This is a genomic window from Actinomadura hibisca NBRC 15177 (assembly GCF_001552635.1).
Taxonomy (GTDB): Bacteria; Actinomycetota; Actinomycetes; order Streptosporangiales; family Streptosporangiaceae; genus Spirillospora; species Spirillospora hibisca.
On the sequence record NZ_BCRO01000111.1, the window covers coordinates 1 to 13,296 of the forward strand.

Consider the following 13,296-nt stretch of genomic DNA (forward strand, 5'->3'; position numbering starts at 1 on the left):
ACACCCAACCAACAACCCCAACCCCACGCCGGGTCGAGGCACGTGCCCACCAACCCCACCCCGCGCGGGTTTCCCCACCTGACCGACCCCGACCTGGCGAAGGGCACCATCCAGCCCTCCCCACTCCCACCCCCACCTCCTACCTCACGGCGTGAAGACGACCTTCCCGAAAAGATCACCCTCGTGCATCGCCGCGAACCCCTCAGCCGCCCGCTCCAGCGGCAGCACCCGGTCGATGCGTGGCCGCACCCCCGACTTCACCAGGAACTTCGCCAACCGGTCCAGCTGCGCGCGCGTCCCCATCGTCGAGCCGACCACCGACAGTTGGAGGAAGAACACCCGGTTCAGTTCGGCGGGCGGCACCTGACCGCTGGTCGCGCCCGACACCACGACCCGGCCGCCCGGCCTCAGTGACTTCAGCGAGTGCGACCAGGTCGCCTCGCCCACCGTCTCGATCACCGCGTCCACCCGCTCGGGCAGCCGCGCGCCGCTCTCCAGCGCCTGGTCGGCGCCCAGTTCCAGCGCGCGCTCGCGCTTGTCCTCGCTGCGGCTGGTGGCGTACACCCGGTACCCGGCGGCCGACGCCAGCGAGATCGCAGCCGTCGCCACGCCCCCGCCCGCGCCCTGCACCAGCACCGACGACCCCGGCTCCAGACCCGCCTTGCCGAACACCATCCGGTAGGCGGTCAGCCACGCCGTCGGCAGGCAGGCCGCCTCCTCGAACGACAGCTCGGCGGGCTTGGGCACCAGGTTGCGGCGCGGCACCGCCACCTTCTGCGCGAGCGTGCCGTCGTGCACCTCCGACAGCAGCGAGCGCTTGGGGTCGAGGGTCTCGTCGCCGTCGCCCCGGTCGGGGTCGCCGATGACCGCGTGCACGATGACCTCGTTGCCGTCCTCGTCCACCCCGGCGGCGTCGCAGCCCAGGATCATCGGGAGCTGGTCCTCGCGCAGCCCGACGCCCTTGAGCGACCACAGGTCGTGGTGGTTGAGCGCGGCCGCCTTCACCGTGACGGTCGTCCAGCCCTCGGGCGCCTGCGGGTCGGGCCGCTCGCCGTAGGTGAGGCCGTTGAGGGGATCGTCTGCGTCGAATCGTGTAGCCGTGACAGCGAACATGCCGCCACCCTGCCACATCCGCAAAGGCGGAAGCCCGCACCCCAGCAGGATGCGGGCCTCCGTCAGCGCCCCTCAACAGGATGCGGGCCTCGCCAGCGCCTCACGGAGCGGCAGGCGCGGGAACCGTCACAGCACCTTCGACAGGAAGTCCCGCGTGCGCGGATGCTGCGGATTGCTCAGCACCTCGCGGGGCACGCCCTTCTCCACCACGACGCCGTCGTCCATGAACACCAGCGAGTCGCCGACCTCGCGCGCGAAGCCGATCTCGTGGGTCACCACGACCATCGTCATGCCGTCCAGGGCGAGTTGCTTCATGACGTCCAGCACCTCGCCGACCAGTTCGGGGTCCAGCGCCGAGGTCGGCTCGTCGAACAACATCAGCGCCGGCTCCATGGCCAGCGCGCGGGCGATCGCCACGCGCTGCTGCTGGCCGCCCGACAGCTGCGCCGGGTAGTTGCCGACCTTGTCGCCGAGCCCGACCCGCTCCAGCAGCACGGCCGCGCGCTCGCGCGCCTTGGCCTTGGACTCGCCCTTCACCCGGACGGGCGCCTCCATGACGTTGCCGAGTGCCGTCATGTGCGGGAACAGGTTGAACCGCTGGAAGACCATGCCGATCTCGCGGCGCTGCGCGGAGACCTCCCGGTCGCGCAGCTCGTAGAGCTTGTCGCCCTTCTGCCGGTAGCCGACCAGGTGGCCGTTCACCCACAACCGGCCCGCGTTGATCTTCTCCAGGTGGTTGACGCAGCGCAGGAAGGTGGACTTGCCCGAGCCCGACGGGCCGATGACGCACATCACCTCGCCCGGCTTCACCTCCAGGTCGATGCCCTTGAGCACCTCCACCCGGCCGAACGACTTGTGCACCTTCTCGGCCTTCACCATCAGGCCGTCGCCCCCGGCCCGCGCGCCTTCCGGAATCGTGTCGGTCACTGCCCGCCGCCCCCTCCGCGGATCGCGCCGAGCGCGCGCAGCCGGGACCGGCCGCGTTCGCTCTGCGAGGTGCCCCGCCCGAAGTACCGCTCCAGGTAGAACTGCCCGACCATCAGCAGCGACGACAGCAGCAGGTACCACAGGCACGCCATGATCAGCATGGGGATGACCTTGTAGGTGTCGGCGTAGATGGTCTGCGCCGTCCAGGTCAGCTCCGCGTACGGCACCGCCGCCACCAGCGAGGTGTTCTTCAACATCGAGATGGTCTCGTTGCCGGTCGGCGGGACGATCACGCGCATCGCCTGCGGCAGCACGATCCGCCGCATCGTCTGCATCCGGGACATGCCGAGCGCGCTCGCGGCCTCCTGCTGCCCCGGATCCACCGACAGGATGCCCGCGCGCACGATCTCGGCCATGTACGCGGCCTCGTTGAGGATCAGGCCGAGCGCCGCGGCCAGCGCCGCGTTGATGAGCTTCTGGGTCTCCCAGGTGTGCACCTCGGGACCGAACGGGATGCCGAGGCTGACGGTCGGCAGCAGCGCCCCGATGGACCCCCAGATCAGCAGCTGGGTGTAGAGCGGGGTGCCGCGGAAGAACCACAGGTACAACCAGGCCGCGCCGCTCATCAGCGGGTTGGCCGACATCCGCATCAGCGCCAGCACGACGCCGATGGTGATGCCGCCGACCATGGCGGCGAGCGTCAGCCAGACCGTGCCCCACAGGCCGTCCATGACGGCCGGGGAGAACAGGTACTTGCGCTGCTCGGGCCAGTCGAGGGCGTCGTTGGTGAGCAGGAAGTGGACGAACATCGCCGCCAGGACGAGCACGACCACCGCACCCGCCCAGCGGCCGGGGTGCCGGACCGGGACGGCCCGAATCGCTTCGGGCCGCCCGCCGTCACCGGGACCGTCGCTCTTGGCGACGGAGACGGAGTCGCTCATGGGGACGTCAGCTCTGCGCCCCGTTGATCACCGGATCGGTGATGGCGCCCTGCTCGACGCCCGCGTCCGTCAGGATCTTCTTGTAGGTGCCGTCGGCGACCAGCGCCTTCACCGCGGCGAGCACGGCCTCCTTCAGCTGGCCGGCGTTCTTGCCGATCGCGTAGCCGTAGGGGGCGGTGTCGTAGGTCTGGCCGATCAGCTCCAGCTTGCCGGTCTTCTTGGCGGCGCCGCCCACGATCGGGGTGTCGGCGGCCATCGCGTCGACCTTGCCCGCGACCAGGTCGTTGTTGACCTCGGTCTGCTGCTTGCGCACCACCGCGTTGATGCCCGGCTTGCCGGCGTCGACGCACTTCTTGCTGCGCGCCTTGAGGTCGTCCACCTGGACGGTGCCCTGCTGCACGCCGATGTTCTTGCCGCAGGCGTCGTCGGGGTTGATGCCCTTGGGGTTGCCCTTCAGGGCCGCCCACGAGGTGCCCGCGGAGTAGTAGGTGACGAAGTCGACGACCTTCTCGCGCTCCTTGTTGTCGGTGAACGAGGAGACGCCCAGCTCGTACTTGCCCGACTGCACGCCCGGGATGATGGTGTCGAAGCCGGCGTTCTGGAACTCGGTCTTCAGGCCCAGCTTGGCGCCGACCGCGGTGGCCAGGTCCACGTCCCAGCCGACGATCTTCCGGGAGGCCGGGTCCACCGACTCGTTGGGGGGGTAGGACGCGTCGGTGCCGATGACGATCTTGCCGTCGGACTTGATCGCGTCCGGCACCATGGCCGCCAGCTTGGCGTCGGCGCCGACCGCGGCGGCGGCGGAGTTCTTCGCGCCCGTGCCCGGGTCGTCGTCGCTCTCGCCGCACGCGGAAAGCGTGAGGGCGCCCGACAGCACAAGCGCGCCCGCCGCGAAGAGGCGGCGGCGCAGAGAACCAGTGGTCACAGGTCCCCCTCCAGAATCATTGCGTCGGATCTCGGCAGATCCGTGAGGTCGAGTGCACATTTTTGCGCACACCAGGAGGGATCTGGATTAAGGGTGCGAAACAATCGGACAACAACGCAGACCCGCCGATGATCGCTCACGCTGGGTCATCGCACGCTGCGCGATCACCCCGTCACGGCGTGTCGTGCACGTGACAGCCGCCACCCGGCATTTCTCTGGAAGCCCGGCGACGGTGTGGCACAATCGGACAACGGGTGACCCCCGTACGTCGCGAGATGCCGAAGAGGTGACCGGCCACCAGACCGTCACCACCGCGACGGCACTCAGCCCGAAATCCATTTCACTGACAGGGGTCGCTGTGGCTGCTGAGCCCATTCCCACCGAACTCTCCCTCGACGACGATCCGGCCTTCCCGCTGCACCGCGGCGGCAAGATCGAGATGCGCTCCACCATCCCGGTGCGCGACGCCGACGACCTGTCGCTGGCCTACACCCCCGGCGTCGCCCGGGTGTGCACCGCCATCGCCGACAACCCCGAGCTGGCCTACGACTACACCTGGACCTCCAAGGTGGTCGCGGTGGTCACCGACGGCACCGCCGTGCTCGGCCTCGGCGACATCGGCCCGGCCGCCTCCATGCCGGTCATGGAGGGCAAGTCGCTGCTGTTCAAGGAGTTCGCCGGGGTGGACTCGGTGCCGATCGCGCTGGGCTGCACCGGCGTGGACGAGATCGTCGACACCGTCATCCGGATGGCGCCGAGCTTCGGCGGCATCAACCTGGAGGACATCTCCGCGCCGCGCTGCTTCGAGATCGAGGACCGGCTGCGCGAGGCTCTGGACATCCCGGTCTTCCACGACGACCAGCACGGCACCGCGATCGTCACCCTCGCCGCGCTCAAGAACGCCGCCCGCCTGGTCGGCAAGGACCTGTCGCAGCTGCGCGCGGTGGTGGCCGGCGCCGGCGCGTCCGGCATCGCCGTCTCCAAGATCCTCATCGAGGCGGGCATCGGCGACATCGCGCTGTCGGACAGCAAGGGCCTGATCCACGAGGGCCGCGACGGCCTCAACCCGGTCAAGCAGCAGATCGCCGCCATCACCAACCGCTCGCACCTGAAGGGCTCCACCGAGGAGGCCCTGCGCGGCGCCGACGTGTTCATCGGCCTGTCCGGCAGCACCGTGCACGAGTCGTGCGTGGCCACGATGAACCAGGACGCCATCGTGTTCGCGCTGTCCAACCCGACCCCCGAGGTGCACCCCGAGGTCGCGCGCCGGCACGCCCGCGTGGTGGCCACCGGCCGCAGCGACTTCCCCAACCAGATCAACAACGTGCTCGCCTTCCCCGGCATCTTCCGGGGCGCGCTGGACGTGCGCGCGCACTCGATCACCGAGGGCATGAAGCTGGCGGCGGCCGACGCGCTGGCTGGCATCGTCGGCGACGACCTGTCGCCCGACTACGTGATCCCGAACCCGTTCGACGAGCGGGTGGCCCCGGCCGTCACCAAGGCCGTCGCGGCGCAGGCCCGCAAGGAGGGCGTCGCCCGGATCTGACCTCCGCCACCGGAGTCGCGTTCACGGCCCGTGTCCCCCGAGCGGGGGCACGGGCCGCGTTCATTACCGAGCGTGACCATCGCAAGGTCGCCACCCCACGGCGGACGACCTTGAAATTCACGCCCCGCATCCCGGTCGACGATCAAATTATCCGCCGAACCCCGCCAACGCCGCACGATATTTCATATCGTGCCACTCTCGCGTCCACGAGCTTTCCCGCACGGGGTGTAATACTCGACATAGGGGAATCACACCTACGATTCGCACCTCAGGTCACTCCGTCAGGAGCGCTCGTGGACCTCTCCTCCTATGCAGACCTGGCGATCGAACTGGTGAACACGCAGGACCCGGCCGGGGACACCCTGCGCGATCTGGACGGGCTGCGCGCCCTGCTGCACGACAGGCCGCACCTCGGCGGCCGGATCGCCCACCGTGACCTGGACGGCATGCGCGCCCTGCGCGGCCAGCTGCGGCAGATCTTCGCCTCCGCCGCGGCCGGGCACGACGCCGACGCCATCGACCGCCTGAACTCCCTGCTCATCCAGCACCCCGTCCATCCGCAACTGTCCGGCCACGACGACCAGGACTGGCACCTGCACCTCAACGAGGGCGGCTCGATCCCCGACCGCTACGCCGCGCGCGCCGCGATGGGCCTGGCCGTGAAGATCAGCGACCACGGCCTGGACCGGCTGGGGGCGTGCCGCGCCGCCGGCTGCGACCGGGTCTTCTTCGACACCACCGCCAACCAGACGCGCCGATATTGCTCCGACCGCTGCGCGGGCCGCACCAGCGTCGCGGCGGCGCGGCGCGCCACGACGGGCGTCAAGGCGGAGGTACCGCGCCAGCGCCAGCGCTAGCGCGCCCACCACGTCGCGCACGCCGCGCCAACGCCCGTCGCGCCAACGCCCGTCGCGTCAGCGCACGCGGAACAGGCGCGGCGCGGGCCAGTAGCGCGCCGCCACGCGGCCGAGGACCAGCGCGTCGGGCACGGCGTCGAAGTCCCAGCTGTCCTGGCGGCCGGGCGCGCGCTGGTTGTCGCTCTCCAGCCACCAGCCGTCCCCGGCGCGGTGCGCGGCGCGCTTGACGATGAGCCGCTCCGGCTCGCGCGGGTGCCGGGCGACGACCAGGTCCCCGGCCGCGACCGCGCCCCCGGCCAGCACCAGCAGCCGGTCCCCCGGCCGCAGCGCCGGGAGCATGGAGACCCCGCTCACCTCGACGGCCCGGACTCGCACGGCGCTCCTCCCGGGATGTCGAAACGGGGACAAAGACCATCAGGTAAGGGACCTACGCCCAAAGACCGAGTGCCCTGACCGCATGTCCCCCGGTCCACAAGAGTAGTGTCGGAGCCCTGAGCATGATCCGTTACAAGGGAAGGGACACGAGCGTGTTCGGCAACCTTCTGCGCCCGAAGACCACGGTCTCCGCGCACTGCGACCTGCCGTGCGGCGTCTACGACCCGGCACAGGCCCGGATCGAGGCCGAGTCGGTCAAGGCGATCATCGAGAAGTACCACGCCAACGAGGACCCGGTGTTCCGCACCCGGGCCATCGTGATCAAGGAGCAGCGCTCCAACCTGGTCAAGGAGCACCTGTGGGTGCTGTGGACCGACTACTTCAAGCCGCCGCACTTCGAGAAGTACCCGCAGCTCAACGAGCTGTTCAACCAGGCCACCAAGCTCGCCGGCGCCGCCGGCACCAAGGGTGGCATGGACGTCGAGGTCGCGGACCAGCTGCTGGGTCGCATCGCGGAGATCGACAAGATCTTCTGGGAGACCAAGCAGGCCTGACCGGGCCACCGCACGTCGAGGCCCGTCCCCCCAGGGGGACGGGCCTCGTCCGCGTCCTGCCCCCACCTGCGTGGGGAAAAGGTCCCGCACAAGATCTTGTCGATCTCCGCGATCGGACCACCCCCAGCGACTGGGGAACGGGCATCAGGGTAGTGCGGCGGCGATAACCTGCGGGCATGATTCGCACCGCCACCCCCGACGACATCCCCGACATCCTCCGCCTGATCCGTGACCTGGCCGAGTACGAGCGTGCCCTGCACGAGGTCCGGGCCACCGAGGAGAACCTACGCGCGTCATTGTTCGGCGCCGAGCCCAAGGTGTTCGGGCTCATCGCTGAGGACGAGGGCAGGGTGGTCGGGTTCGCGATCTGGTTCCTGACCTTCTCCACCTGGCTGGGCGGGCACGGGATCTACCTGGAGGACCTGTACGTCGACCCGGCCGTGCGCGGCAAGGGGCACGGAAAGCTACTGCTGGCCGAGCTGGCGCGCATCGCCGACGAGCGCGGGTACGGGCGGGTCGAGTGGTCGGTGCTGAAGTGGAACACCCCGTCGATCGACTTCTACGAGGCGCTGGGCGCGCGGCCGCAGGACGAGTGGCAGGTGTACCGGCTGGCCGGGGAGGCGATCGGCAAGCTCGCGGCGGCGGCCGAGTCCCGCTGACGGCGCCGTGAGCGTGACTTATTTCGCTCGCCGTCCCGGTTTGCGTGGCGAACACCGCTGTCTGTGGGACTTTGGTGGGAAAGCCACGCGCGGCGAACGCTCGCACCGGGCTCGGTTAGCGGTAGTTTCGAAGGAGCGGGACCATCCCACGAGGAGTGACGTGACCGAGGAAACCGCTGCACTGGCGGCCAGTACGAAGTTGTCCGAGCGCGACGTGGTGACGGTGAAGCTGCCGGCCGCCAGCGCGTACCTGTCCGTGCTGCGGACCGCGACCGCGGGGCTCGCGGCGCGGCTGGACTTCACGCTGGACGAGATCGAGGACCTGCGCATCGCCATCGACGAGGCGTGCGCGATGTTGCTCGCGCAGGCGGTCCCGGGGACCGACCTGACCTGCGAGTTCGAGCTGACCGGCGACGCGATGCGCATCGCCGTGTCGGTGCTGACGATGGACGGCCGCGAGCCCGACCGCGAGACGTTCGCCTGGACGGTGCTGTCGTCGCTGGCCGGTGAGGTGGACGCCCGGGTGGGCGCCGACGACCGTGTCACCGTGACGCTCCAGAAGCGCCGCGGTGTGGCGGCGGGGGCCCCGTGACGGAGAAGACGACTTCGCTGGCCGGCGCGAACGACACCGGCGACACCACCGAGCGCTCCGACACCAGCGCCGTGCCGGACCGGCAGCGGGCGCGCGCGCTGTTCGAGCGGCTGGCGCAGCTTCCCGAGGGCGACCCGGAGCGGCAGCGCATCCGGGACCAGCTCGTCGAGCTGCACCTGCCGCTGGTGGAGTACCTGGCCCGCCGCTTCCGCAACCGCGGCGAGTGGCTGGACGACCTGATCCAGGTCGCGACGATCGGTCTGATCAAGTCGATCGACCGGTTCGACCTGGGCCGGGGCGTGGAGTTCTCCACCTACGCGACGCCGACGATCGTCGGCGAGATCAAGCGGCACTTCCGCGACAAGGGCTGGGCGGTGCGGGTGCCGCGCCGGCTCCAGGAGCTGAAGCTCTCGCTGACCAAGGCGATCAGCGATCTGGCGCAGCGCGAGGGCCGGGCCCCGACCGTCAGCGAGCTGGCGGCGCACCTCCAGATGACCGAGGAGGAGGTGCTGGAGGGCCTGGAGTCCGCCAACGCCTACTCCACGGTCTCGCTGGACGCGCCCGACTCCGGCGACGAGGACGCCCCGGCGGTGGCCGACTCGCTGGGGATGATCGACGAGTCGCTGGAGGGCGTGGAGTACCGCGAGTCGCTGAAGCCGCTGCTGGAGAAGTTGCCGGCGCGGGAGAAGAAGATCCTGCTGCTGCGCTTCTTCGGCAACATGACGCAGTCGCAGATCGCGGCGGAGCTGGGCATCTCGCAGATGCACGTGTCGCGGTTGCTGGCGCGGACGCTGGCGCAGCTGCGCGACGGTCTCACCGCCGACGAGTGAGCCGGACTGACACGGACGCCGGGTTCCCTTTCGGGGGCCCGGCGTCCGGCTGTCAGGAGCGGGGCTTGGAGCGGCCGCTCTTGGGCTCGGGGTCCGCAGCGGGAGCGTCCTCGTCGTCGGCCTCGGCCTGGGCGAGCCAGGCGGTGGTCGGCGGGGCCAGGACGGTGACCAGCGCGCCGATCGCGGCGATGCCGAGCGGGACGGCGTAGAAGGGCTGCTCGCTCTGCCACAACGACCAGGCGACCGGCAGCGAGAACAGCTGGGTGACGACGACGGGCGCGCGGCTCCACTGCTCGGCGCGCAGCAGCCCGCGGGCCACGCCGAGCATCGCGGCGCCGCCGACCAGGGCCATGACGGTCACCGCGACGGCGGTGACGGGGTCGACCGCCTTGCCGATCGCGGTCTCCACTCCGACGAACAGGCCGAAGCCGAGCGCGGCCAGTCCCTCGGCGGCTTCGAGGGCGGCGGCGGCGTACACGGTGCCGGGGCGCCGGGCGGATGGCTGGGTCACAACGCCAAACCCTACTCGCCCGTGCCCGTGGGCCCGCACCGGCCGGGCGGAGGGTGCGGATACCCTGGCGCGGTGCGCGCCATGCTGATCGCCAACCCCAAGGCGACCTCGACCTCCCGGCGGGCCCGCGGCATCCTGGTGCGGGCCTTCTCCGGCCACCTCGACCTCGTGCTCGCCGAGACCGGGCACCGCGGCCACGCGACCGAGCTGGCGCGGCGGGCCGCCGACGAGGGCTTCGACGTGGTGATCGCGCTCGGCGGCGACGGCACGGTGAACGAGGCGGTCAACGGGCTGCTGGCGCACGGCCCCGATCCGGGCCTGCCGGCGCTGGCGGTGCTGCCGTGCGGGAGCGCGAACGTGTTCGCGCGGGCGCTGGGCCTGCCCAACGACCCGATCGCCGCGACGCGCCCGGTGCTGGCGGCGCTGCGGGCGGGACGGTACCGGTCGGTGGGGCTGGCGACGGCGGGGCTGGAGGACGGCGTCGAGCGGTACTTCACCTTCAACGCCGGGGTGGGGCTGGACGCCGAGGTGGTCCGGGAGGTGGAACTGCGGCGGGTGGCGGGCGCGAAGGCCGATCCGTCGCTGTATGTGCGCACCGCGTTGCGCCATTTCTTCACCGGCACCGATCGGCGCGATCCGCCCCTTACGTTGGAAGTGCCGGGGCGGCCCGCCATATCGGGGCTCTTTCTCTCCTTCGTCTCCAATACCGCGCCGTGGACTTTCCTCGGCCGCGCGCCGGTGAATCCCACTCCGAAGGCGAACTTCTCGCGCGGGCTGGATGTGTTCGGGATGCGTTCGCTGGCGCTCGGCCCGACGCTGGGCGCGCTGGGGCAGATGATGCTGGCGCGGACCCGTCCGGTGCAGGGTCGCCAGGTGGTGAACGTGCACGATGCGGCCCAGGTCACACTGCACGCGGAGCGTCCGGTGGCCTTCCAGCTGGACGGCGACTACCTTGGGGAGCAGCGCGGGATCGTGTTCCGGTCGGTGCCCAAGGCGGTACGCATTGTCATATGAGGCTGTTCGCGGTGCCTGTTAACAGGAAAGCAACACCGCCGACCCGCTGATGTGACACATGCGACACTCATACTTTGCGAAACGTTTCTCCAAGGTCTTGCGTGCTCCGGCGCCGCCCTGACACGCTCAAAGTGCGTCGGCCGACAGGGGCCCAGTGTCGTCAGCCTCCTGATCGCCGCGTCGCCGCATCTCACCCCATGACCAAAACTTTTGCGTCCCGGGGTGTTCGCGACATGTGAAACCGTTCACAAGTTGAGTGTTTACACCACCGCTGACGAAGGAGTGGACCGCATGGACTGGCGCCACCGCGCAGCCTGCCGTGACGTGGACCCCGAACTGTTCTTCCCGATCGGGAACACCGGGCCCGCGCTCCTGCAGATCGAAGAGGCCAAGCAGGTATGCCGGCGATGTGACGAGACCGACGCGTGCCTGCGCTGGGCGCTGGAGTCCGGCCAGGACTCGGGCGTGTGGGGCGGCATGGGCGAGGACGAGCGCCGCGCCCTGAAGCGCCGCACCGCGCGGGCGCGTGCCCGCGCCAACGCCGACATCGGCGCCTGACCCACCACCGGAAACACTCCTGAACGAGCGGTAGAGCAAGCGACAGGCGGCGTCGCCTCCGAACCTCAGAGCCCGGAGAGCCCCCAGCGCCCGCCGATGACGATCGAACCCCCGTGGCCCACGGCCACGGGGGTTCGTCATTTCCGGGCCCCGGCGGACGGCCGGGCCGCCCGGGGTCGTGCCGGTCGGCGCGGCCGCGCGCCGCTAGCGAGGCGGGCCGGGGCGTTGTCCCTGGTCGAGCGGGACGTCCACCTCGACCTCGGTGCCGCCGCCGGGCCGCCGCCGGAAGTCCAATCGCCCGCCCAGCTCGCCCACGATGAGGGTGCGGACGATCTGGAGGCCGAGGCTGTTGCTGCTCTCGACGTCGAAGTCCTCGGGCAGGCCCACGCCGTCGTCGGACACCACGACCACGAGCCGCCGCCCCTGCGCGGCCCGTCCGGACGGCCCCGCCGGGGGTTCCTCGCCCGCCTCCTGGGGCGTGCGGTCGTCCTTGCTGGGCCAGTCGCCCCAGACGGCGATGTCGGTGGTGTTCAGGACCTTGCCGGGCTCGCCGTAGCGGCGGGCGGCGACCTCCAGCGTGCCGAAGCGGTTGGCGAGGCCGTGCTCCAGGGCGTTCTGGAGCAGCTCGGTCAGCGCCATCGCCAGCGGCGTGGCGACCTCGGCGGGCAGCACGCCGAAGGTGCCGGTGCGCTTGGGCACCACGCGGGTCTCGGGGGTGGACACCTCCCCCGCCATGGTGATCACGCGGTCCGCGATGTCGTCGAAGTCGATCAGCTCGTCCGGGGTGAGCGACAACGTCTCGTGCACGATGGCGATCGAGCCGACGCGGCGCACCGCCTCGTCCAGCGCGGCGCGGCCCTCGGGGATGCGCAGCCGCCGGGCCTGGAGGCGCAGCAGGGCCGCCACCGTCTGGAGGTTGTTCTTGACCCGGTGGTGGATCTCCCGGATGGTGGCGTCCTTGGTCATCAGCTCGCGGTCGCGCCAGCGCAGCTCGGTGACGTCGCGGCACAACACGATCGCGCCGATCCGGGCCCCGCCGACCACCAGCGGGATCGTGCGCAGCTGCATCACCGACCCGGCGGCCTCGACCTCGACCTCGCGCGGCGCCTTGCCGCTGAGCACGGTGGTCAGCGCCTCCTCCATCGGCTCGCCGGTGTCGCACAGCTCACCGGTGACCGCGCCCAGCAGCTCACCGACCAGGTCGCCCGCGAAGCCGAGCCGCCGGTAGGCCGACTGGGCGTTGGGGCTGGCGTAACCAACGCGGCCGCCCCGGTCGAGCCGGATCAGGCCGTCGCCGACGCGGGGCGAGCGCACCATGTTGGGCTCCTCGCCGGGCACCGGGAACCGGCCCTCGGAGATCATCTGGGCGAGGTCGCTGGCGCTCTGGAGGTAGGTCAGCTCCAGGCGGCTCGGGGTGCGGGCCGAGCTGAGGTTGGTGCTGCGCTGGATGACGCCGAGCAGCTTGGCGCCGCGCCGCACCGGGATGGACTCCTCGCGGACCGGGATGCCGCTGCCCCACTCGGGGTCGCCCTCGCGGACGATGCGCTTCTCGCGCCACGCCACGTCGATCAGGCCGCGCCGCCCGGTCCGCACCACCTTGCCGACCAGGTCCTCGGGGTAGGCGGTGGGGCCGGTGGTGGGCCGCATCTGCGCGATCGCCACCCAGCCGGGCACCGCGCCGCCGTCCGGCGCGGGCCGCCGCCGCCCGGACTCGGCGGGCAGCGTGTCGGCCGACCGCAGCGGGACCCACAGCAGCAGGTCGGCGAAGGACAGGTCGGCCAGCAGCTGCCAGTCCGACACCAGGGCGTGCAGCCACTCCACGTCGCTGTCGGTCAGATCCGTGTGGTCGCGCACCAGGTCGCTCAACGTAGGCACAAAGCCCATCATCGCCCAT

The 13,296-nt window shown here is 70.9% G+C and carries 15 protein-coding genes; 8 read left to right on the forward strand and 7 right to left on the reverse strand.

The genetic code is table 11. The annotated features are described in order from the left end of the window. Nucleotides 1-144: 144 nt before the first annotated feature. The 4 genes from AH6_RS37640 to AH6_RS37655 form a co-directional block, all read right to left on the reverse strand. Complete coding sequence (locus AH6_RS37640; protein WP_067490236.1) at nt 145-1,113, reverse strand: zinc-binding dehydrogenase; 969 nt, start codon at nt 1,111-1,113, stop codon at nt 145-147. A 126-nt stretch (nt 1,114-1,239) separates the two neighbouring features. After that, complete coding sequence (locus AH6_RS37645; protein ID WP_067490335.1) at nt 1,240-1,992, reverse strand: amino acid ABC transporter ATP-binding protein; 753 nt, start codon at nt 1,990-1,992, stop codon at nt 1,240-1,242. A 44-nt stretch (nt 1,993-2,036) separates the two neighbouring features. Further along, a complete protein-coding gene (locus tag AH6_RS37650) occupies nt 2,037-2,981 on the reverse strand; it encodes an amino acid ABC transporter permease (RefSeq protein WP_067490239.1) in 945 nt (314 codons plus the stop codon). Between the two features lie 7 nt (nt 2,982-2,988). Continuing rightward, the gene (locus AH6_RS37655) at nt 2,989-3,906 is read right to left on the reverse strand and encodes an ABC transporter substrate-binding protein (protein WP_067490241.1); all 918 of its coding nucleotides are present in this window, start codon (nt 3,904-3,906) and stop codon (nt 2,989-2,991) included. Nucleotides 3,907-4,264: 358 nt separating this feature from the next. On the opposite strand from AH6_RS37655, the gene AH6_RS37660 reads away from it, so the two are divergent. Together AH6_RS37660 and AH6_RS37665 are read left to right on the forward strand one after the other, a co-directional pair. Further along, nucleotides 4,265-5,452 (forward strand): NAD(P)-dependent malic enzyme, encoded by a 1,188-nt coding sequence (locus tag AH6_RS37660; RefSeq protein WP_067490244.1) that lies wholly within the window; start codon nt 4,265-4,267, stop codon nt 5,450-5,452. A gap of 293 nt (nt 5,453-5,745) precedes the next feature. Further along, complete coding sequence (locus tag AH6_RS37665; protein WP_067490247.1) at nt 5,746-6,309, forward strand: CGNR zinc finger domain-containing protein; 564 nt, start codon at nt 5,746-5,748, stop codon at nt 6,307-6,309. Between the two features lie 57 nt (nt 6,310-6,366). Here the strand turns inward: AH6_RS37665 and AH6_RS37670 are convergent, their stop codons facing one another. Next, on the reverse strand, nt 6,367-6,684 hold the full coding sequence (locus tag AH6_RS37670) for a S24 family peptidase (RefSeq protein WP_281180304.1): 318 nt from the start codon (nt 6,682-6,684) through the stop codon (nt 6,367-6,369). 152 nt (nt 6,685-6,836) lie between these two features. On the opposite strand from AH6_RS37670, the gene sodN reads away from it, so the two are divergent. The 4 genes from sodN to AH6_RS37690 all read left to right on the forward strand — a co-directional run bounded on the left by sodN (nt 6,837) and on the right by AH6_RS37690 (nt 9,319). Next, nucleotides 6,837-7,238, forward strand: coding sequence for a superoxide dismutase, Ni (gene sodN, locus AH6_RS37675; protein ID WP_245679641.1), 402 nt, complete (start codon nt 6,837-6,839; stop codon nt 7,236-7,238). A gap of 176 nt (nt 7,239-7,414) precedes the next feature. After that, entirely contained in the window at nt 7,415-7,897 is a 483-nt protein-coding gene (locus tag AH6_RS37680) for a GNAT family N-acetyltransferase (RefSeq protein ID WP_067490253.1), read from the forward strand. Nucleotides 7,898-8,057: 160 nt separating this feature from the next. After that, nucleotides 8,058-8,489: an ATP-binding protein gene (locus AH6_RS37685; protein ID WP_067490254.1), complete on the forward strand. Its 432-nt coding sequence runs from the start codon at nt 8,058-8,060 to the stop codon at nt 8,487-8,489. A gap of 71 nt (nt 8,490-8,560) precedes the next feature. After that, nucleotides 8,561-9,319 (forward strand): RNA polymerase sigma factor SigF, encoded by a 759-nt coding sequence (locus AH6_RS37690; protein WP_067490337.1) that lies wholly within the window; start codon nt 8,561-8,563, stop codon nt 9,317-9,319. Between the two features lie 52 nt (nt 9,320-9,371). Here AH6_RS37690 and AH6_RS37695 read toward each other — a convergent pair whose 3' ends face one another. After that, nucleotides 9,372-9,830, reverse strand: coding sequence for a hypothetical protein (locus tag AH6_RS37695; protein WP_067490257.1), 459 nt, complete (start codon nt 9,828-9,830; stop codon nt 9,372-9,374). 72 nt (nt 9,831-9,902) lie between these two features. Here AH6_RS37695 and AH6_RS37700 point away from each other — a divergent pair, with 72 nt between their 5' ends. Together AH6_RS37700 and AH6_RS37705 are read left to right on the forward strand one after the other, a co-directional pair. Next, nucleotides 9,903-10,844 carry a diacylglycerol/lipid kinase family protein gene (locus AH6_RS37700; protein ID WP_067490260.1) on the forward strand — a complete coding sequence of 314 codons (942 nt, stop codon included), beginning with the start codon at nt 9,903-9,905 and terminating at the stop codon, nt 10,842-10,844. A 291-nt stretch (nt 10,845-11,135) separates the two neighbouring features. Next, the gene (locus AH6_RS37705; RefSeq protein WP_067490263.1) at nt 11,136-11,402 is read left to right on the forward strand and encodes a WhiB family transcriptional regulator; all 267 of its coding nucleotides are present in this window, start codon (nt 11,136-11,138) and stop codon (nt 11,400-11,402) included. A 204-nt stretch (nt 11,403-11,606) separates the two neighbouring features. Here AH6_RS37705 and AH6_RS37710 read toward each other — a convergent pair whose 3' ends face one another. Beyond that, nucleotides 11,607-13,277, reverse strand: a complete 1,671-nt coding sequence (locus AH6_RS37710; RefSeq protein WP_067490338.1) for a GAF domain-containing sensor histidine kinase — start codon at nt 13,275-13,277, stop codon at nt 11,607-11,609. Nucleotides 13,278-13,296: the final 19 nt, after the last annotated feature.

Coding starts and splice junctions, on each gene's coding strand:
- AH6_RS37640 (WP_067490236.1), bottom strand. CDS start 1,113: ATGTTCGCTGTCACGGCTACACGATTCGACGCAGACGATCCCCTCAAC.
- AH6_RS37645 (WP_067490335.1), bottom strand. CDS start 1,992: ATGGTGAAGGCCGAGAAGGTGCACAAGTCGTTCGGCCGGGTGGAGGTG.
- AH6_RS37650 (WP_067490239.1), bottom strand. CDS start 2,981: ATGAGCGACTCCGTCTCCGTCGCCAAGAGCGACGGTCCCGGTGACGGC.
- AH6_RS37680 (WP_067490253.1), top strand. CDS start 7,415: ATGATTCGCACCGCCACCCCCGACGACATCCCCGACATCCTCCGCCTG.
- AH6_RS37705 (WP_067490263.1), top strand. CDS start 11,136: ATGGACTGGCGCCACCGCGCAGCCTGCCGTGACGTGGACCCCGAACTG.